Annotated in this window: 16 protein-coding genes and 6 pseudogenes; 15 read left to right on the forward strand and 7 right to left on the reverse strand. The window is 42.0% G+C overall.

Features of this window, described 5'->3' with window-relative positions; all coding sequences use genetic code 11:
* Positions 1-122: 122 nt before the first annotated feature.
* From queC to TT11_RS14310, 13 genes and pseudogenes are all read left to right on the forward strand, one after another.
* The gene (gene queC, locus TT11_RS14245; protein WP_101205716.1) at positions 123-899 is read left to right on the forward strand and encodes a 7-cyano-7-deazaguanine synthase QueC; all 777 of its coding nucleotides are present in this window, start codon (positions 123-125) and stop codon (positions 897-899) included.
* A gap of 328 nt (positions 900-1,227) precedes the next feature.
* The gene (locus TT11_RS14250; protein ID WP_057760815.1) at positions 1,228-1,557 is read left to right on the forward strand and encodes a hypothetical protein; all 330 of its coding nucleotides are present in this window, start codon (positions 1,228-1,230) and stop codon (positions 1,555-1,557) included.
* Positions 1,558-1,733: 176 nt separating this feature from the next.
* Complete coding sequence (locus TT11_RS14255; protein ID WP_102093622.1) at positions 1,734-2,231, forward strand: peroxiredoxin; 498 nt, start codon at positions 1,734-1,736, stop codon at positions 2,229-2,231.
* Between the two features lie 145 nt (positions 2,232-2,376).
* The gene (locus TT11_RS14260; RefSeq protein WP_261870922.1) at positions 2,377-3,423 is read left to right on the forward strand and encodes a dihydrolipoyl dehydrogenase; all 1,047 of its coding nucleotides are present in this window, start codon (positions 2,377-2,379) and stop codon (positions 3,421-3,423) included.
* A gap of 89 nt (positions 3,424-3,512) precedes the next feature.
* Positions 3,513-3,866 (forward strand): hypothetical protein, encoded by a 354-nt coding sequence (locus TT11_RS14265; RefSeq protein WP_261870923.1) that lies wholly within the window; start codon positions 3,513-3,515, stop codon positions 3,864-3,866.
* Between the two features lie 161 nt (positions 3,867-4,027).
* Positions 4,028-5,213: pseudogene (locus tag TT11_RS14270) on the forward strand (mechanosensitive ion channel family protein).
* A gap of 151 nt (positions 5,214-5,364) precedes the next feature.
* Positions 5,365-7,669 (forward strand): annotated as a pseudogene (gene rlmKL / locus TT11_RS14275) (bifunctional 23S rRNA (guanine(2069)-N(7))-methyltransferase RlmK/23S rRNA (guanine(2445)-N(2))-methyltransferase RlmL).
* A gap of 279 nt (positions 7,670-7,948) precedes the next feature.
* Positions 7,949-8,524 carry a TerD family protein gene (locus TT11_RS14280; RefSeq protein WP_057760825.1) on the forward strand — a complete coding sequence of 192 codons (576 nt, stop codon included), beginning with the start codon at positions 7,949-7,951 and terminating at the stop codon, positions 8,522-8,524.
* Positions 8,525-8,751: 227 nt separating this feature from the next.
* A pseudogene (locus TT11_RS14285) lies at positions 8,752-9,818 on the forward strand (DUF475 domain-containing protein).
* 292 nt (positions 9,819-10,110) lie between these two features.
* Positions 10,111-11,109, forward strand: coding sequence for a glutaminase (locus TT11_RS14290; protein ID WP_261870924.1), 999 nt, complete (start codon positions 10,111-10,113; stop codon positions 11,107-11,109).
* A 347-nt stretch (positions 11,110-11,456) separates the two neighbouring features.
* Positions 11,457-12,031, forward strand: a pseudogene (locus tag TT11_RS14295) (TerD family protein).
* 203 nt (positions 12,032-12,234) lie between these two features.
* Positions 12,235-12,990 (forward strand): annotated as a pseudogene (locus TT11_RS14300) (TIGR00266 family protein).
* 76 nt (positions 12,991-13,066) lie between these two features.
* Positions 13,067-13,674: pseudogene (locus tag TT11_RS14310) on the forward strand (TerD family protein).
* A gap of 121 nt (positions 13,675-13,795) precedes the next feature.
* Here TT11_RS14310 and TT11_RS16720 read toward each other — a convergent pair.
* From TT11_RS16720 to TT11_RS16735, 4 genes are all read right to left on the reverse strand, one after another.
* Positions 13,796-13,999, reverse strand: a complete 204-nt coding sequence (locus tag TT11_RS16720; protein WP_305079997.1) for a hypothetical protein — start codon at positions 13,997-13,999, stop codon at positions 13,796-13,798.
* Positions 13,996-14,214 (reverse strand): hypothetical protein, encoded by a 219-nt coding sequence (locus TT11_RS16725; protein WP_305079998.1) that lies wholly within the window; start codon positions 14,212-14,214, stop codon positions 13,996-13,998. The genes TT11_RS16720 and TT11_RS16725 overlap by 4 nt, the downstream gene beginning before the upstream one ends.
* A gap of 152 nt (positions 14,215-14,366) precedes the next feature.
* Entirely contained in the window at positions 14,367-14,867 is a 501-nt protein-coding gene (locus TT11_RS16730) for a TerD family protein (RefSeq protein ID WP_305079999.1), read from the reverse strand.
* A complete protein-coding gene (locus TT11_RS16735; protein WP_305080000.1) occupies positions 14,845-15,072 on the reverse strand; it encodes a TerD family protein in 228 nt (75 codons plus the stop codon). Before TT11_RS16735 ends, TT11_RS16730 begins: the two co-directional genes overlap by 23 nt.
* A 286-nt stretch (positions 15,073-15,358) precedes the next feature.
* Here TT11_RS16735 and TT11_RS14320 point away from each other — a divergent pair, with 286 nt between their 5' ends.
* The gene (locus TT11_RS14320) at positions 15,359-16,498 is read left to right on the forward strand and encodes an ATP-grasp domain-containing protein (RefSeq protein WP_261870927.1); all 1,140 of its coding nucleotides are present in this window, start codon (positions 15,359-15,361) and stop codon (positions 16,496-16,498) included.
* Positions 16,499-16,628: 130 nt separating this feature from the next.
* Here the strand turns inward: TT11_RS14320 and TT11_RS14325 are convergent, their stop codons facing one another.
* The 3 genes from TT11_RS14325 to TT11_RS14335 all read right to left on the reverse strand — a co-directional run bounded on the left by TT11_RS14325 (position 16,629) and on the right by TT11_RS14335 (position 18,201).
* Positions 16,629-17,369, reverse strand: a complete 741-nt coding sequence (locus TT11_RS14325) for an MHYT domain-containing protein (RefSeq protein ID WP_261870928.1) — start codon at positions 17,367-17,369, stop codon at positions 16,629-16,631.
* Positions 17,370-17,491: 122 nt separating this feature from the next.
* Positions 17,492-17,923, reverse strand: coding sequence for a hypothetical protein (locus TT11_RS14330; protein ID WP_261870929.1), 432 nt, complete (start codon positions 17,921-17,923; stop codon positions 17,492-17,494).
* Positions 17,920-18,201, reverse strand: a complete 282-nt coding sequence (locus tag TT11_RS14335) for a hypothetical protein (RefSeq protein ID WP_261870930.1) — start codon at positions 18,199-18,201, stop codon at positions 17,920-17,922. The genes TT11_RS14330 and TT11_RS14335 overlap by 4 nt, the downstream gene beginning before the upstream one ends.
* Positions 18,202-18,924: 723 nt before the next feature.
* Between TT11_RS14335 and TT11_RS14340 the strand changes: the two genes are divergently transcribed.
* Positions 18,925-20,070 carry a serine protease gene (locus TT11_RS14340; protein WP_261870931.1) on the forward strand — a complete coding sequence of 382 codons (1,146 nt, stop codon included), beginning with the start codon at positions 18,925-18,927 and terminating at the stop codon, positions 20,068-20,070.
* Positions 20,071-20,104: the final 34 nt, after the last annotated feature.

A 20,104-nucleotide genomic window follows, 5' to 3' on the forward strand; every position in this document is an offset into this window, starting at 1 on the left:
ATTACGATGTTGTTTAAATTTGCTTTAGTAGCTTAGTGACGGGTGATTGGTCGCTTCGTGGTTCTGTAGTAGCGTATTTTTGCTAAAATAGCCGTTTTCGTAAACCAATAATAGATACCACTATGACTAACGTTACTTTGCAAAACACTCCTAATCAAGTATCAGATGCTGACTTAGCTGCTCTTACCAAAAGCCAAAATGCGGTTGTCCTTTTATCAGGCGGTCTCGACTCGGTGACTTGCTTATATTGGGCAAAAGCGCGCTATGCATCAGTGACAGCAGTCAGCTTTAACTATGGTCAACGTCATAATAGTGAACTTGTCGCCGCAAAAACTATCGCTGAGACAGCAGGTGTCAATCATAGAATTATTGATATTGATATCGCACAACTGGGTGGTTCATCATTAACAGATCACAGCATGATCGTGCCAGACGGTGATTCGGACAAATTCCCTAGCAAAAAACGCGATGAGATTGATAACGACGCTATCCCAAATACCTATGTGCCTGCGCGCAACACTATCTTCTTATCTTATGCGTTAGCAGTCGCCGAAGTCGCTGATGCCAATCATATCGTCATCGGTGTCAGCTCAGTTGACTATTCTGGCTATCCTGATTGTCGCCCAGAGTATATAGCTGCCTTTGAACATATGGCCAATCTCGCGACAAAAGCAGGCGTCACTGGCCATCGCTTATCGATTCAAACGCCATTGCAGCAATTATCAAAAGCCCAAACTATTGAGCTTGGTCTGTCATTAGGTGTCGATTACGGCCAGACGATTTCTTGTTATCGTGCAGATGCCAATGGTCTTGCTTGCGGTGTTTGTGATAGCTGCGCACTGCGTCGTCAGGGCTTTGCCCAAGCTGGCGTAACCGACCCTACTCATTATCAGTCTTAATTAATTTTAGTCGGTCCTATATAGACTGGATACAGTATAAGGCGCGCTTATTCCACTATCCTTCCTTATGTTTAAATCATATCGAACCGACTATGTATCAACGCTAAATATTGCGTGGAATGGTGACACCCATCAACATTCGCGCAACATTCGCTTGCATTAACACAGCACGTCGTTCTTGTATTCTAATCGACATACTTGCTATCGTATGAACGATTATATTTATCGAAAGATGTACCTGACGATATCGGTCACTCATATATTGATGAGTTGACTTTGCATTGAGCAAAAGATAAAAAAAATTGACGCTACCCGTAAGAGGAAATTTATGAAGTTGTTGCCAGTACTACCCCTAGCCTTAGCGGCCCTGTTTGCCATGCCACAAGCCAACGCTGCTGACATTAAGCAAGACAATATCAATTCATGTGTCAATGGCGCAGTCAAATACAAAGTCGCTGACAAAAGCAACGCAACCAAACTATGTAACTGTACTATTGGTGTGCGCAGCAACATGACTATCGGTCAAATGTGGGAAATCGAAAGCTACGCACAAGACAAGAAAGACCCTTCTAACCTGCCATATGTGAAAGCGATGCAAAAAGATTTGCAGCAGTGCACCGTTGGTTTGGATTTGAAGAAGCCGCAAAAACCTGCTTAACTTCTAATCGTTTGATATACAAAAGACTGGCTATTGCCAGTCTTTTTTTGTTGCCAATGAATGGGCAAAGTGTAAAACTGATTATTTATTTCTACTAATCTGCCTATAATAAGAACACTATAAATAGAACCATCATTAAGCCAATACACATAACTAAAACTAATAAGGATTTTACAATGGCCAAGCCAACAACAGAAACCATTCACCTACCTGATTTTCCAGTAACCATAGTACGCAAGCTTGCTGGCAATTTTATTCATGATGAAATCAATTTAAAAGAAATGGTCGCTAATACTGATAAAGGCTTGATTTTATATTTTTATCCCAAAGACAATACGCCAGGCTGCACTACACAAGCAACAGAGTTTACCTCGCACCTTCATGATTTTGACGAATTGGGCTACGACATTATCGGCGTCTCTCGTGACAGCGTTGAATCTCATGAAAAATTTATCGACAAGTATGATTTACAGATTCCACTCATCAGTGACGCTGATGAAAAGCTATGCCAGTATTTTGACGTTATCAAAGAAAAGAATATGTATGGCAAAGTTACGTTAGGCCTTGTACGTTCAGCATTTGTATTCAATAAAGACAGCGAGCTGACTCATGCGCAGCGTAACTTACGTGCTAAAGACTATACCAGTCGCTTACTGACTATATTGGCGCCATAATTACTGGTTATGTACTTAAATCAGTATTATTGGCACTATAATTAAGTCAATATTCATCATAAAAACGATAAAAACCGAATAAAAAAATATAAGCCAAGCATTCAGTCTATTACTGAGTATAACTTTGCCTCTATTAGAGAATAATATGAATAAACAATTTGGCACGACCACCGACGATACGCCGAAAGAAGTCACGCGCAAAGTATCTGTCGCTATTATTGGCGCGGGTACCGCAGGTCAAAATGCTTTTCGCCAAGCGAGTAAAATCAAAGATGACGTAATCATTATTAATGAAGGATTTTGGACCACGACCTGTATTGCGGTCGGCTGTATGCCTAGTAAGCTGCTAATTGCAGCTGCGGATCGCGCACACGATGCCAACCATTCTGCTGAATTTGGTATTCATACAACCACGCAAATAGATGGAAAACGCGTCATGGAGCGTGTACGTGACGAACGCAGTCATTTTGCCAGCTACATTAAAAAACAAGTAGACAGCTGGCCTGATCATAAGAAAATCGACGGTCGTGCTCGTATCAATGAGCAAGGGCTAATCGAGGTCAATGATGAGCTGATTGCTGCTGAGCAAATCATTGTCGCCACAGGTAGCTCGCCGTTTATTCCTGATGGATGGGCGGATAAGCTTGGTGATACCATGCTAACGTCTGATAGTGTCTTTGAGCTTGAAGACTTACCAAAAACGATGGCTGTCGTCGGTGCTGGTGCTATTGGTCTAGAGCTTGCACAAGCATTCACACGTTTAGGTGTAGAAGTCACGCTGCTAAACCGTGCCAAACAAGTGGCTGGTCTAAAAGATGATAATATTAATAATAAAGCCATGGATTGCTTAAGTCATGAATTGACCATGCATCTAGGCAGCGAAATTACCGATGTAGGCACAAAAGCAGATGAAGGTAATAAAAATGCGTTTATCAAATATGAAGACAGTGCTGGTGAGTCTCAGCAATGGCAAGGCGAGTACGTCTTAGTTGCTACTGGTCGTCGCAACAATATTAAGCAGCTAGGTGTCGAAAACTTAGGTGTTGAGCTAGACGATAAGAACCGTCCAAAAGATTTAAGTAAAAAAACAGGTCAGATTGGCGACTTAAACGTCTATATCGTTGGTGATGCCAATGCTAATATTCCGTTATTGCATGTGGCCAGCGATGAAGCTATAGTGCAGGTAGTATAGTCTGCGAAAATACAGAAGCGGCCTATATTCGCCCACCTGCGACGCCGTTTTCTATCGTATTTTGCTCACCGCAAATCGTCAATGTTGGTATGTCGCTACCAGAGATTCAAAAAGATTCAGAACTCGAATTTGTTATCGGTAGTGTGAGCTTTGATAATCAAGGACGTAGCCGTGTGATGGGTGTCAACTGCGGCTTACTACATATCTATGGCTGCAAAAAGACAGACAGAATTTTAGGCGCCAGTATGGTCGGTCCTGATGCTGAATATATCGGTCATATACTTGCTACAGCGATTACCAATGATTTGAGCATCAAAGATATGCTCGACACCCCTTTTTATCATCCGACGATACTAGAGGGACTACGTACGGCGTTACGTGATGTGCAGTACAAAATGGAGATACCTTTCCAATCTCTAGATACCCAAAAGGATAATTCTTAATCGACCCTTTAGCTAACTCCTCAAATCAGCAATGCCTTTAAATTAATAGTAACTAGTCTTAACCATTACTTTATTTGATTGCCTTGACGACTTGAGGTAATTTATAAATAGATATTCGTTTACAACTTTTTGTACAAACACATCCTGCATGGACGAAAAAAATGCCAATCGCTAGTGTTACCGACTTTTTTTTGAAGAGATCGTTCGCGACTTACATACTAGCCTATATCTTGCTCTCGGCGGCTCTATAGATGAAGAGTCACTTAATTGGTCCTCTCAAGCAGTAGAATTGGCGAGCACTGGCATCAAAATCCTAATACTGCTTGCGGTATTGGGATTTTTTATTGGTTGGCCAATTATATTCTTAGACAAAGCCAAGCCAAAATTAGACTAAATGAGCGCCGCACTAAGATTGTCCGTTCAGTTTTGCGCTATGTCTGGATTGTCGCCAGTCTGATAGCGATTATGAGTCAGATAAACTTTGAACCAGAGACCATCAAAGCCACCGCGAAGGCAAGCACTTGGGCAGGTATCTATTACGTACTTTGGGCATCATCAGGACAAATCATTCACAGAGTCCTACAGCACTATGGTCTCAACGCTTCCATAGAGCAGCTACTCAAAAATATTTTATCTGTACTACTATTGGTACTCGGGCTTGCCAGCGTCATGGCGCAATTTGGCTTTGACATCGTATCGTTAGTAGCAGGTTTGGGTATTGTTGGTTTGGCGGTTGGTTTCGCCGCTCAGTCTACCCTTGCTAATTTTATCGCTGGTATCACCATTCTGCTTGAGCAGTCTTTTCAAGTCGGTGATTGGATTCATATCAATGATAATGAAGGGCGGGTGGTACTTATTGCTTTACGCACCACTCATATTCTCACTCGAGACAACATCACTGTCATTATCCCAAACTCCAACGTTGCCTCGTCTGAGGTGATTAACCTGACTTCCAAAAACTTTATCCGTTTTGATATTCGCGTACGTATCGCGTTCGAAGATGATATAGAAACGGCTCGTAAGGAAATTTTGCAAGTACTTAGCGATACCGATGCGGTGCTTAATCGTCCTGAGACTTCAGCGACCGTGGCAGAAATTGGTGAGTACGGGGTGTTCTTTATCGTACGCTTTTGGGTCAAACCAGCAGCCGTTGCCCGCATACCCAAAATCAAAGAAGTGCTACAAGAAGAGATTAAAATCGCGTTTGACGCGGCTAATATCTCTACGCCCTATCCGCATATGCGACTGCTAATGCCAAAGGATGTTGACTACCCTATTGCAACCAAACCCTTTGCAACCACTACTCAAATCGTCCCAGAGGAATTACCACTGACGAAGGGTGAGTAGAGAATTTATTGTCACGTATTTAGCTATCACATCTTAAAATCTTAAACACGGCTACTTTGAACCATCCTACTGTGAATTATGGTAAAATTGCCGGTTACACCGATTATCTTATTATTTGCTTTTTTTGTCAATTTAGCCCACAGGTACCCGTATGACCGAACAAACCGCGCCCGCATCTCTAACAGCAGCTTCACCAGAGTTTTCGCTTGATCTTATTATTACCTGTGCCGATGGGCTTGAGGCACCACTGCAGACTGAGCTAACTAGCTTTGGCATTGACAGCGAAATCAAAAGTACCGGCCGTCTAGCCGTAACTGGTGGCTTACGTGAGCTATATACCATCTGCCTATGGTCACGCGTGGCCTCGCGGGTATTGATGCTGATTAAACGTAAAAACATCAATGCAGAATACGACGTTGCGGAGCAGCTATACGGCTTGGCAAAATCGGTCAATTGGACTGAGCAATTTAGCTAGAGCAAACCTTTGCTATTCGTCTGTCTGTCGATAAGCGTGTCGCTGTCAGTCAGCAGTTTGCGATGCTACGTATCAAAGATGCAATTGCCGATACCTTTAACGAAGTTTATGACAGCCGTCCTAACGTCGACAGCAAAAACCCAGACTTCTCTGTTTTTGCAACCATCAATGATAAGCAAGCCGAGCTATATCTAGATTTATCCGGTACCAGTTTGCATCGCCGTGGTTACCGTGTGGCCATGACAGAAGCACCATTAAAAGAAAACTTAGCAGCTGCCCTACTCTATAGTGCTGGTTGGCACAAGAAAAACGAAGCTGGTGACGCACCTTTCTATAATGCGTTAATTGACCCAATGTGTGGCTCTGGAACGTTCCTTATCGAAGCGTTATTGATGCATTGCGACTATGCCGTGGGTATCGACAAAGCTGCCAATCAATTTGGCTTTTACCAGTGGCAGCATCATGACGAGACGTTATGGCAAGAAATGATCGATGATGCTCAAACGCGTTTCCGTGAAGCATTAGAGATTGCCAACGAGCAGCCTGATACGTTGCCGCTTATGCTGGGCTTTGATGCTGATAGTGGTGCGATTCTTGCCACAGAGAAAAACCTTATTGCCGCAGGTTTACAAGACCTTTTACCGCTACTCGATATCGAGCATCGTGCGCTTGATCAACTTAGTAATGTCCTTAAGCCATTGGTTAATGATGGTCGATTGAGCAATCCTTTGGTCATTACCAACCACCGTATGGTGAGCGTTTGGGTGATGAAGAAATGATTAAGCCGTTGTACCAAGCGATTGGGCTGATATTGCAAGACAGCTTTGCCGGTAGTGGCATTGACCGATGCTTGGCATATTGGCCTCTCATGTTGAACAAGTAGATATTCTACCGATTAAAGAACCAAAAACCTTACGCTGTCATAATGGTGCTATCACCGTCTATTTCCGCTACGGAACGCTTATCGCTGGGCAAACGGGCAATCTTGTTAGTCGTTTTGAGAAACGCGAGATTGAAGTAGAAGATGGTCAAGACTTCATTAACCGTCTGCAAAAAAACCTTGCTAAACTCAAGAAACTGGCCAAAAAAAGACAACGTAAGCAATATTCGTGTTTACGATGCTGATTTACCTGATTTCAAAGTCGCGATCGACTTATACGGTGATTATGCTCATGTGCAAGAATATGCACCACCAAAGACCATCCCACCTGAGACTGCGAAAAAGCGCTTTAACTTGGCATTGATGGTATCCGTGAAGTCTTTGATATTAACCGTGAACAGATCTTTATCAAAACGCGTGCCCGTCAGTCTGGCAACGATCAGTACAGCAAGCAGAACACCACAGAAAAACGTGGCAAGTTTCATGTTGCGCGCGAAGATGGTGCCTATCTGTATGTCAACTTTACAGATTATTTAGATACTGGTCTGTTTATCGATCACCGTAATATGCGTGCTCGTATCAAGGACAACAGCCGCGGTAAAGCCGTACTTAACTTGTTCGCTTATACTTGTACTGCAAGTGTGCATGCAGCGCTTGCTGGTGCGAAAAAAAGTCACTAGCGTCGATTTGTCACAGAACTATCTAGATTGGGGTAAACAAAACTTTGTCTTGAACGGTTTGGACGTTAGCCGCAATAAATACCAATTCGTTGCTGCCGATATCTTTGAGTGGATTAAAGACAATACCGAACAGTTCGATGTTATCTTTATTGATCCACCGACCTTCTCAAACTCTAAGAAGTTTCAAGGTACTTTTGATGTGCAACGTGACCATGCTGCACTGATTAATCGTGCCATGAACCGCCTCACCTCTGATGGCGTCTTATACTTCTCTAACAACTTTACGCGTTTTGAGTTAGATGAGCAGTTGACTCAGCGTTATGACATCATTGATATCACACAAAAGACCATTGGCTTTGATTTCAACATCAAAAAGCCGATTCATCAAAGCTTTGAGATTCGTCATCGTCAAAGTCTATAATTCGAAATTTTAGATTTATAGTTTAGAATCTAAAGTCCGTAAACAGGATTTTGATAAACAAGAATATAGATTTATAAGGCAATATAAGTACCTGAAACTTCTGTTTTTTGCCGAATGTATATGAAATATAACAATGGCCCAATCAGCTTTGATTGGGCCATTTTTTTTGTTGCTATGATAGAGCGTTACTAGGCGATGGATTTGCGCAGTTATTGCGTAAGCATCGCCTTTTTTCGATAACCTATAAAACCACTAACGTCTAATAAAAAGGATAACACCATGGCTTTATCACTTAATAAAGGCGGTAATTTATCGCTAACGAAAACTGACCCAAATTTAACCAAGTTACTTATTGGTCTTGGCTGGGATGAGCGCGCCACCTCTGGTGCTGAGTTCGACCTTGATGCTAGCGTGTTTCTACTAAATGGCGCAGGCAAAGTGCGCGGCGATCATGACTTTATCTTTTACAATCAGCTGAAGTCTGACAATGGCGCTGTTGAGCATACTGGTGACAACCGTACTGGCGAAGGCGACGGTGATGATGAAGTTATCAAAGTAAACCTAACTCAAGTACCTGCAGACGTAGATAAAGTAGTCGTGACAGTGACTATTCATGACGCTGCAGCGCGTAGTCAGAACTTTGGTCAAGTCGCCAACGCCTTTATCCGTGTTGTTAATGAAGAAACAGGTACTGAAGTCGTACGTTTTGATCTAGCAGAAGACTACTCTGTAGAGACAGCAATGGTGTTTGGCGAAGTATATCGTCACAACGGCGAATGGAAATTCCGTGCTGTTGGTCAAGGCTATTCAGGCGGTTTGCAAGCGATGTGTCAGCAATACGGTGTCGATATCTAGAACCATTATTTACTGGTATTTAGTCTGTTATTAGTCACTGTCATCACGTCCAAAATAGCAAACCGCCATCGTTGCAAATAGTCACAATTTTTAATGGCCAAATGACTAGTAATGCTTTACGTTTCGTTTAAAATTATGCATAAAAAGTGGTTAGTAATAACCGCTTTTTTGCGGTTCATGCCTATACTAGGTAGACCTTAGCTTTACGCAACCATACAGGATGTGTCATGAGACATTTTTATTTAGACTTTATCTTTACCGCAATTGCTTTGGCAATAGCAGCATGGTGGGGATATTCACATGGCGGTATGGGTGGCATGATAGCCACTCTTTCTATTACCGCTATTTTGGCCGTCATGGAGATTTCATTATCTTTTGATAATGCGGTGGTCAATGCTTCAGTCCTTAAGGGCTGGGACGAATTTTGGAAAAAGATATTTTTAACCGTTGGTATCCTAATCGCCGTATTCGGTATGCGATTGGTCTTCCCTATTGTCATCGTCGCGGTTACTGCCGACCTTGGTATGATGGAAGTCATCAACTTGGCTTTATATAGCCTGAAGAGTACTCAGCAAGACTGATGGCACACCATGCGGAAATCTCAGCATTTGGTGGAATTTTCCTACTATTGGTATTCTTGAACTTTATTTTTGATGACAAAGAAGTACATTGGTTTGACTGGCTTGAGAGCCGTTTAGCCAAGCTAGGCAAAGTCGATGCCATGAGCGTATTTGTAGCGCTTATCGTCTTGATGATTGCGGTATCGTGGGCTAATGCAGAGCAGTCAGGCGCTGTCCTAATTGCAGGTGTTTGGGGTATCTTGGTTTATCTGGGTGTACAGGTTGTATCGGGTATGCTTGAGGGCGATCTGGAAGAAGACCTAGAAAACGAAGAGAATGGTTCGGGCGCTGCGGCGACCAGTGCCATTATGAAGGGCGGTATCATTGGTTTCTTATACTTAGAAGTCCTAGATGCTTCATTCAGTTTCGATGGCGTGATTGGCGCATTTGCAATTACCAATGACGTGATTGTTATCATGTTAGGTCTTGCGATTGGTGCGATGTTTGTACGTTCTATGACTATCTTCTTGGTAGACAAAGGCACGCTTGATGAGTTCATCTATCTTGAGCATGGCGCACATTATGCAATCGGCGCATTGGCACTGATTATGCTATTGTCAGTGAAGTTCCATGTGCCAGAGATTATCACTGGTCTGATTGGTATTGCCTTTATTGGTTGGGCGCTGCTAGCGTCACTTCAACATCGTAAAGCTGAGAAAGCAAGCCTAAACTAAGGCGTGTTCTCAGTGTAGTCTGTATCTAGTTATACATCTAAGCAGGTCATATCATCAGGTATGGCCTGCTTTTTTTGACAATTTTGCCTTACTGTTTTTGCCACCCTATCAGGTCATATTGAAGCCCCAAGATATCGGAATAACCCATAATTGAGACAATCAATGGTTAAAGTTACGTTTGCCCTGTTACTATCACCCTATCTTCGGTTAAAATCTTCGTCCTTAAATAAATTGTCGAAATAAGACCCTATAAACGATATGCAAAAAAATTCTTGATGATATTGCCGCAGAGATGGCAAGAGAAACTGACCGCGGCAAAGTAGCAGATTATATCCCGCAATTGGCTCATGTCGACCCGAACCAGTTCGGTATAGCCGTAGCGACTCCTGATGGGCATATGTATGCAGCAGGTGATGCAAGCACTCTGTTTTCCATCCAAAGTATCTCTAAGGTATTTACCTTAACCATTGGTCTTGGCAAGCTAGGCGATACACTTTGGACACATGTCGGGCGTGAACCATCTGGCGATCCCTTTAATTCAATTGTGATGCTCGAGCACGAGTCTGGCCGACCGCGCAACCCATTTATCAATGCTGGGGCAATCGCCGTGGTGGATGCTATTATGATGGGGCATAAACCCAAAGAAACACTGGGTGAAATCCTGCAGTTTGTTCACCTCATTGCAGATGATGAGTCAATTCGCTTTGATCATAAAGTAGCGGCTTCTGAGATGGCGCACAAGGACCGAAATGCCTCTCTAGCGCACTTTATGAAATCCTTTGGTCGTTTAAGACACGATGTGGATAATGTATTAGGTACGTATTTTCATCAGTGCTCAATTGCAATGAACTGCCAACAGTTGGCCAGTGCCGGTCTTTATTTAGTGTCTAACGGAGTTGATAAGCACTCAGGAGTACGTGTAATCAATGAAAAACGAGCACGCCGTATTAACTCATTGATGATGATGTGTGGTCATTATGATGGCTCTGGCGAATTTGCTTACCGTGTGGGCTTACCAGGCAAAAGTGGTGTTGGTGGCGGTATTTTGACGATAGCACCTGGTAAAGGTTCTATCGCTGTCTGGTCACCAGGGCTTGATCATGTAGGTAACTCTAAGCTTGGACTAAAAGCACTAGAGCGCTTCGTACAAAAAAAACTGGCTGGTCGGTTTTTGCAGAATAAGAGATACATGTATATTTATCTAAATAGGTTTTTTTATATAATGCCATGCTCTCATACTAGCTGCGAAGCATACCTAAGCCATGAGTTAGTTTATTCTAAGCCCATATAGTCAGTCGGTGCTTTTTAAAGCGATTGTTTTATCTAAGCTACCTTTGTGCTAAATCCCTTTTGTATGAAACATTACTTTTCATAACAATATCTTAACGACTATTGCTAAGTTGATTAGAAATTATCAAAGATACAGAAGTATTATGTCCCTTAGTAAGCATATAGTAAGCGCACAAAATACGCCTTGCTTAGTGAGCAAACGCTTAGTATAGTAAAACCTAATGATATGCAGGGCATAGCGTACAGGTAAGTTTTTATTATTTGCTCTGAGGTATCAGTCACTGCACAACTTTTAGTTTATTTTTTTATCAATCAATCCACTTAACTATTAATCCAAAGGATATTTGTATGGCTATTAGCTTAACAAAAGGCGGCAACGTAAACTTATCAAAAGAAGCGCCAGGTTTAACTAACATTACAGTCGGCCTAGGCTGGGATCCACGTGCACTGACGGCCAAGAGTTTGATTTAGATGCAATCGGTTTCTTGATTAACGAAGCAGGCAAAGTCCGTAACGACCAAGATTTTATCTTTTTCAATAACTTAAAATCAGACAACGGCGCTGTTGAGCATACTGGTGATAACCGTACTGGCGAAGGCGATGGCGATGATGAGAAAATCAAAATCAATCTTGCGAGCATCCCAGCTGACGTCAACAAAGTAGCTATCTGTGCAATCATCTATGAAGGCCAAGCACGTAACCAAAACTTCGGTCAAGTTGGTGATGCTTATATCCGCGTCGTAAACGACAATGGCGAATCTGAAATCGCTCGTTACGACTTATCAGAAGATGGCAGCACTGAAACAGCGATGATTTTTGGTGAATTATATCGTCACAGCGGTGATTGGAAATTCCGTGCGGTTGGTCAAGGCTTCAGCGGTGGTCTTGGACCATTAGCAGCCTCTTATGGCGTAAATGTTTAGCGTTAAAATTAACATAAACGTTTAGCAAGCAATTATCATAATCAGACGTTTGGTTATGATCTAATAAGCCATCAAGTGTGCCCCTTTAACGCATTTGATGGCTTTGATTTTAATTGGCTTATGATTAAAGTTTATAGAGAAAAAAAGCAAAGGCACACATTAAGAGCATTTAACAAAGATATTAGAATAAGGATTTGCAAGCCATGGCCGCAACATTCAGTTTAATCGGTACTATTGAACCTTTTTTTGCATTGTAATCTTAAAAAAAGGCGATTCAATTTATTGTGAAGCCAATGCAATGGTGATGATGGAGTCCAATCTTGAGCTAAAAGGTAAGCTACAAGGTGGCCTGATGCAGTCACTGATGCGCCGCTTTGCAAACGATGAATCGTTGTTTCAACAGCAGATTGAAGCGGTTAATGGTGAGGGCGACTGTTTGCTTGCGCCCACGCTCGATGGTGATATGCAAATCATAGAAGTTGGCAAGCAGCAGTATACATTGAGTGATGGTGCGTTTGTCGCGGCTCAAACTGGCGTCGATATCAGAGCCAATATTCAGCGCAATTTAGGCGGTGCAGTATTCGGTGATACAGGCGGCTTTATGGTGATGCAGACTCAAGGCCAAGGTCAAGTCGTGGTATCTGGTTTTGGCTCGTTGTTTGAGATTGATGTCACACCAGACAAAGACGTCATTATTGATAACGGTCATGTGGTCTGCTGGGACTCGAATCTTGAATACAAGTTGTCAGTTTCGACCAGTAAGAAAAAAAGGCATCATGAGCAATATTATCAACTCTGTTACTAGTGGCGAAGGTATGGTTCTGAACTTCTCCGGAAGTGGCAAAGTCATTATTTGTTCACGCAATCGTGACAGTTATCAAGGTTGGATACAAAGCGTCCTAGGTAGTAGCTCAGGCGGACGTGGCGGCGGTGGTGGCTTTTTAGACAATATCTTATAACACCTTTCGCAATTTATAATACTTTTTAGCGTTATTTTTCAACGGTTTTACCCACAATTATTATAAGGATACTCACATGGCAGTTAGTCTTCAAAAAGGTCAAAAAATCTCCCTAGCAAAGAGGCTGGTGGCGAGCTGACTCAAGTTAAACTAGGTCTAGGCTGGGATGTTGCGCAAGGGCCACAAGATAAAAAAGGTGGCTTCTTAGGAAAATTATTCGGCGGTGGTTCTGGTGGCGACTCTATCGACTTAGATGCTTCATGCATTATGTTCGATGCTAACAAACAAGCGGTCGATGCCATTTGGTTCAGTCAGCTAAAATCGAAAGACGGCAGTATCGTGCATACTGGTGATAACCGTACTGGCGACGGTGATGGCGATGATGAAGTCATCAATGTCGATCTCTCAAGAGTACCTGCCAATGTGGTTTCATTGGTATTTACGGTCAATAGCTTTACTGGTCAAACATTTGAGACCGTAGAAAATGCGTTTTGCCGTATCGTTAATGCCAATAACAATAGCGAAGTAGCACGTTATAACTTGTCTGCCCAAGGTGGACATACAGCGATGGTAATGGCAAAGGTTTATCGTCATAACAATGAATGGAAAATGCATGCGATTGGCGAGACAGCTTCTGGCCGTACTTTCCACGACTTAATGCCTGCTATCACACCGCATGCATAATTGACTTGAGACTTAACTGGATTATTACCAATCTAGTTAAATAGTTTATTTCAAAAAAAGAGCGGCCCATCTATCAATAGTTGGGCCGCTCTTTTATGCTTGTTATCTATAGTTAAGAATACTATTTACGTCCACGCTTCCAGCTAAAGCCCCAATTAAACGCTTTGTCCATTTCTTGGTGACCTTTGAAGTATTGGTTGATACGCTCAACATTGATACTGCCTTGTTGATTGACTAAACGGGCAATGGCACACATGGGTAGATTACCTGCACCTTCGGTCAAACGTGTCTCAATCGGTGATTGATCGGGTACATGGATAGTCACAACCCCATCGGTTTTTTCCCAGTTGGGCGCGCTTCATAAATAAACGCAAAGATAAACACCTCTTCAATCTGTGACCATTGCTGACCGTTAATATCTAGCCATTCACCGCCGCTTACCTGCCCCGTTCTATCATCCGCACGTAGGCAAACATAAGGCGCTGATTGTAAACTACCAAAACGATTACCCAACGCTTGAATAAGGGTTTTTTTCACCATTTTTTAGATGAATCATAGCGCCGACATCTAGATCGATACCGCTTGATTGATGCTGCTTAAACAGATCTCCCAGTATGCCTTTCTTGGGCGCGGCTTTATCACTTTGCGGGCGTTGGTTCCAATCTAAATTGACCGAAATTTTTCCAAAATCATCACGTTTTTTTAAGATTGATGCTAGATTGGTTTTTAGTTAATGTTATTTTACTAAGATTAATCGAAGGATTGGTAGGAATCGGTGGTGGGTTGTTAGTTTGAGACGTGCTGCCTGCTTTTTGCGTATTGATTGGTCGCTGAGTGTTGATAGGTTGAGGCTGGCTTGGTGCAGGGTTATGATTTTGGGCAGGCGCGTCATCAGCGATTTCCACACCGAAATGCTCAGACAAAGGTTTTAACCCTCCCTCAAATCCTTGGGCGATAAAACGAAATTTCCAGTTTCCTTGTCTGCGATAGCATTCAGCCAATATAATGGCTTTTTCATTACGTCCAGCGCTACTCAGCTGACAGGTCATCAGCACTTGACTGCCCTGTAATACTTGAATATCCACATCGCCAACTTGCGATAGTGTTTGCGCACTAGAGAACGCTAGGGCAATTTTCTCAATACTTGCAGGCTGTGCAGACAAATTAATATCAAAAAAACCCATCACTGTCATGACCGCGAAAGCTAAGGCTACCATCATCGCTACGTGTCTGACCATAAAATATCATGTCTCCATCACCGCGTACTTTGCCGTCATTAGTCAGGCGATAAGCGGCACAATCAATGGCGTTTTGGCTTAAAATACGAATGCTAATATTGTCAGTCGGTAGTGGCGCATTGGCACCTGCAATTAGTTTTTGAGGTTGGTTTTGACTCATCATACGTCCTTTAGATTATTTATTATGCTGTTGTCATTTTCATGCTGACTGTCATCATATAGTAGCATGGATATTATGAATTTTTTTGAACCAGACAATCGCGATATAAGCGATAAAGTTATCCTTACAAATCCTTATGACTATTTTATTAGAGGCGTTTATAACGCATATCATTTGTATATAATATGTCCTATTAAACCGTATACCTTTGCTACTACTACTAGATTTACAGTAGCAATATTGACTTGCCCACTCCCCTACACCTAATGATAACGCTGAGAGAATTATGAATAATCTTGCTGACAATAGTAACCCTTCAATACCAGTAGCGGCGTGGTTAGCTGAAGGTCAATCTAGCCAGCGTGATATGTTGGAGAGCTTACAAAGTCTAAAGAGCAAATCAAACAACACTTTTCAAGTTATTGCCTCACACCGTCATGATAGACCTGAAATTTTTGAATTCGCCGATATGGTTTATCGCGAGCCATCTGACTCGATTGTAGATACTGATACCCAAATGACTAGCGAACCTGCTATACCACGCTGGCAGTTCGTATTGGATCAAGCTCAAAAGCATAACGTAAAAGTGCTGCTGACTGGACGCAATGGTATCGATTATGAAATGCATCGTGAGAAATTTGACGCTGTTGGTATTCGCTTATTGACGGGCGCAACCAGCGTAGCGGCACTAGAGTCAATCGATGATAAATTTGCTTTTATGCAGCATTGCCACACTCATAATATTCCAGTGGCAGACGCATGGCGTTTTGACAATACTACTGAGCTTGAGGCTTTATTAGCTGAGCATGGTGACCAACCTCTATGTGTGAAACCTGTCGTCGGTATTTTCGCACAAGGGTTTTGGCGATTAGATACGGGTAAGGAATATGGCGAGCAGTACGATAGCTTTGAGCACTTATATTTCACTGAAGAGAAAAAAATCAATACAGCCCAGTTTGTAAGTGCCTATACTAACAGTCAAATGGTACACGAGCGCCCTGTTCCAATGCTGCTCATGCCTTATCTATCAGGGCAAGAATACTCTATCGATGTGGTCTGCGAATATGGCGAAGTCCTAGCTGCTGTCACTCGTCATAAAACAGGAAAAATACAACATGTTGGTTATGAGCAGTCTGTCATGGATGTCGTAATCCCACTGATTAGGGCTTTTGGCTGTGATGGTATCGTCAGTGTACAAACCAAAGCTGATGATAGCGGTCAGCACCGTGTCCTTGAGATTAATAGCCGCCCATCAGGTGGTATTGGTTATACTTCTCATAGTGGGATTGATTTGACGCAAGTCGGATTTTCTTACTGGTTGGGGCTATCAGAGAGATCTAACTTAGAGACCAATATTCAGCATATTGAACCATGCCAAGTACGCTCTATTATGATGAGTGTCAAAATTGAAAAGGATGATGAATAAATAGTCTGCTAAGCATGCACGTGGTTAGCAGATGATTTGAACAGACACAAAAAAAGGTTTTTAGATTAATATCTAAAAACTTTTTTATGTCTGGTCATTCTTGAAAAGTATTAAAAATGAACGTTTAAAATTACTCGCCAAATGCTAGTGTCGCTTGCTTAGGTGCATTTTTAGAAGCAATGACCCATAGTAAGCTCAATACGATTGCTGAACCGATGAAGATCATAATTGATGAAGAGATGGCACCTGCATGCGTATAATCCATAGACATCGAGTGATCAGTCATCGTCATTTCCATCGCGGCTATACCAGTGTAATGCATACCACAAACAGCAAGACCCATGATGAAGGCACTACCAAAACGCTGTAATGTACCACGTAGATTGAATGCCAACCATAGCGCAGCAATAGCGGCTGCAATAGCAATTGCAATCGATAAGATAAGCAGCGGTATATTATATGACATGGTAGCGTCCATCTGCATAGAGGCCATACCGGTATAATGCATGGCTGCAACACCTAGCCCAGTAAGTACGCCGCCACCGATTAACTTAGCAACGCTTGGTTCACCGCGACCTACGATGACAATACCGACTGCAACGAAACAAATCGCGAGTAGCATTGAGACAATTGTCAGACCCAAGTCATAAGTCACAGGCATCTTCATATCTACTGCCATCATACCGATATAATGCATAGACCAAATCGCACCACCGATAGCAATCGATGATAACGCTACCCAAAAATACAAATCTGTTCCTGGCTTAGCAGAAGGTACTCGAATGGCAAGGTTTAAGCCAACATAAGAACCAAATACTGCAATGGCGTATGAGACCAACACCAAAAGTAAGTTATATTCAACTTCCATCATTTTTTTGCCTTTTATCTATCATAAGAATTGAGTCAAATAACGTTACTTTTATTGCAACATGGTGCGTCATTCGCTCGTTGATTTTTTTGCATAGACATGAAATTATCTACACGCAGTTTTTCTTACCCAATGGTAAATTCACAAATATTGGTACTGCCTGCGCCGCAGTTAGTCTCTTCAACTTGAACCACATCTATAGCAGGGTTGCTTGCCAAAAAGCCTTCTATATAGCCCACAATAAAATGGCATCCTGAGTGAGTATGATCTGACGACTTACAGAATGGACATTTGATTAAATAGATCACATTATTCTTTGCTTTAACTTTAGACAGACCTTTTAGTGCTGGTACAAGCTCACGAGTGATCGTAGTAGGCATCTTTAGTGGACTACCAAGTGAATAATCACGTTGGTAAATACCGCCGCCAACCTTGCGACCCAACTCCTGCAATGCAGTCACACGTCGCTCAATAGGTAAACTATCCTCATACTGGCTGACAATATCTGCTATTTTAGGGTAATAAGCACCAATGGCTGATAAGACGCTTTTTTTCATCTAATGTCTTTTTTTGCAGGGGCAGCTGACGAGCCACCCTCTTCTTCTATTTCTAGATTAAAAAGCGTACAACCTTCAATTGAAGATAAATCCTCGATTAGATCTTCCTGCGTTTTAGAGCCCAGGCTTCTTGCGATCACATGAATGATATTACCACCATTCTCTGAAGGTTCTTGCTTTTGGGAGACTAGCTGATAACCTGCTTTGATAAGCGGCGAAATAACATTGACCAGACGAATACGTTCAGAAGACGTTTCTAATGCACAAGAGAATTTCACAGAGCACTCCTTTTCTTAAAATACTGCTACGCTTTCTTATATCAAGCTATCTAGATAAACTAATGTGAATAACGTTTCAAAGGTCCACCAACTGACTTTCTCACAATATAAAAAAATATTCAGACATCAACCACACAATAGTTTTTGTATATCTTTTATATTATAAGAAATGAAATATCTTCAGTAGATGAAATTTCGATTTTTGTAGTTATTAAGCATACAAGTGCTCTAACTACTAGAAATTCATTAATCGAGAAACAGTAGCAAGCTTGAAAATAAGATTAGAATTAATAGGTTTAAATCAAATACTATTTTTAAACTTTACAGATAACACTTGGTCACAGTAGAGTTACTAAATAGCAATAGATTTTGATTGTATTATCACTGGAATTTGGTTTTGTAGCAATACACTACATGGCTTTGTCCGATAAGTGGCTACATTAACCGACAAATGGCTAGACTATAAAACCTCATCATTATTTTCTAAAAGGAATTAATTATTAAAAGGGATTTTGAAACTATTTAAACCTATATATCTTGATATATCTATTATGCAATTAATCTTAATTGTTTATTAAAACATCCATTAGCGTTTTTTTCTTTTTGGAATAGTAGGTTTAAAACAAAATCAAAACCCTTTGTATAGTCAGACTTTAGTCTCAAGGATAAAATCATTAAACAATAAAAATAATTATAATCACGCAAATAAACTAAGGAAATGTGATGTTGAAGCAAGTCGAATTAGTGCTAGGAGCCAATACGGTTATCGAAAATACAAAGTGTTCGATCGCATTTTCTACTACTAAATCATTGGGATTTGGACAGCAGCTTGGGCTATTGTGGTTGCCATTAGATGCCTATCGTAAAGCCGTTTGTAGTCCTGCTTATTTACATGAGTCTAAAGACTGGGCTCAGCTCGATAACAAGGATAATCCAAGTACATGGCAGTTAGATTTACCCCAGCTATTTAATAAAAATAATGTTAGTTTCTTACAACTGATTGCTTATGTTTATCATGAGCCAAGCCTAAACTTGCCAGCGGTAGAGTTAAACGACGTAAGCCTCACGCTCAACAACGGGGATATTCACTATAACTTCACAACAAACGAGCGGCATATCAAAGCGGCGATTATATTAGAAATATATCAACGTAATGGACAGTTCAAATGTCGAGCGCTTGGCGAGGCATCAACGCATGGCTTAGCGAGCCTTGAACATCATGTACAGGTTAGTCTGGATGTTCGTCCACCTAGCACACATACGCTTATTCAAGAAGCTCAACAGCAGCAGCGTACTCAACCAAACAACGAAGCTCGCCCTCCCCGTCATGTACAAGCAGGCGAAACTTGGACAGGAACAGCGTTTGCTATTGCTCCCTATCATTTGCTCACCTGCTATCATGTGATTGAGTCAGCAGCGATGGTTGGCGTACGTCAGCAAGGTCAGCCTGATCGCGAGGCACAAGTCGTACTCAGCGATATCGGAAGCGACTCAGCTATTATTAGAGTTAGTGATCCTTTGCCTAGCTACCTCCCATTGGCGCAGCAATGTGTTGATATATTGGGTGAGACCATTACCACACTGGGGTTTCCGTTATCAGGACTGAGTAGCCAACTGCAAGTCACTCAAGGCTGTATATCAGGATTGACAGGTTTAAATAACGATATCCGTCATATGCAATTCACCGCACCCATTCAGCCCGGTTCTAGTGGTAGTCCTTTATTATTGCCGACTGGAGAGGTCGTCGGTATGGTCACATCCAGTCTGGTTCATGAACATGCACAAAACATGAACTATGCAGTGAAATTTCAGTTATTATCTGCCTACTGGCGATCGCTGGCATCAGCTTGGAGAACACGACTGATTTGACCAGTGCTACGCCTCTTACCACACCTCAGCTAAG

The sequence above is a fragment of the Psychrobacter sp. JCM 18901 genome (assembly GCF_000586435.1).
Taxonomy (GTDB): domain Bacteria; phylum Pseudomonadota; class Gammaproteobacteria; order Pseudomonadales; family Moraxellaceae; genus Psychrobacter.

Excerpts from the sequence above, each read along its gene's own strand:
- TT11_RS14320 (WP_261870927.1), top strand. The coding sequence starts at position 15,359 with ATGAATAATCTTGCTGACAATAGTAACCCTTCAATACCAGTAGCGGCG.
- TT11_RS16730 (WP_305079999.1), bottom strand. The coding sequence starts at position 14,867 with ATGACAGTGATGGGTTTTTTTGATATTAATTTGTCTGCACAGCCTGCA.
- TT11_RS14255 (WP_102093622.1), top strand. The coding sequence starts at position 1,734 with ATGGCCAAGCCAACAACAGAAACCATTCACCTACCTGATTTTCCAGTA.
- TT11_RS14280 (WP_057760825.1), top strand. The coding sequence starts at position 7,949 with ATGGCTTTATCACTTAATAAAGGCGGTAATTTATCGCTAACGAAAACT.
- TT11_RS16735 (WP_305080000.1), bottom strand. The coding sequence starts at position 15,072 with ATGAGTCAAAACCAACCTCAAAAACTAATTGCAGGTGCCAATGCGCCA.
- TT11_RS14325 (WP_261870928.1), bottom strand. The coding sequence starts at position 17,369 with ATGATGGAAGTTGAATATAACTTACTTTTGGTGTTGGTCTCATACGCC.
- TT11_RS14290 (WP_261870924.1), top strand. The coding sequence starts at position 10,111 with ATGGCAAGAGAAACTGACCGCGGCAAAGTAGCAGATTATATCCCGCAA.
- TT11_RS14250 (WP_057760815.1), top strand. The coding sequence starts at position 1,228 with ATGAAGTTGTTGCCAGTACTACCCCTAGCCTTAGCGGCCCTGTTTGCC.
- queC (WP_101205716.1), top strand. The coding sequence starts at position 123 with ATGACTAACGTTACTTTGCAAAACACTCCTAATCAAGTATCAGATGCT.
- TT11_RS14265 (WP_261870923.1), top strand. The coding sequence starts at position 3,513 with ATGTCGCTACCAGAGATTCAAAAAGATTCAGAACTCGAATTTGTTATC.
- TT11_RS14330 (WP_261870929.1), bottom strand. The coding sequence starts at position 17,923 with ATGAAAAAAAGCGTCTTATCAGCCATTGGTGCTTATTACCCTAAAATA.
- TT11_RS14260 (WP_261870922.1), top strand. The coding sequence starts at position 2,377 with ATGAATAAACAATTTGGCACGACCACCGACGATACGCCGAAAGAAGTC.
- TT11_RS14340 (WP_261870931.1), top strand. The coding sequence starts at position 18,925 with ATGTTGAAGCAAGTCGAATTAGTGCTAGGAGCCAATACGGTTATCGAA.
- TT11_RS16725 (WP_305079998.1), bottom strand. The coding sequence starts at position 14,214 with ATGGTGAAAAAAACCCTTATTCAAGCGTTGGGTAATCGTTTTGGTAGT.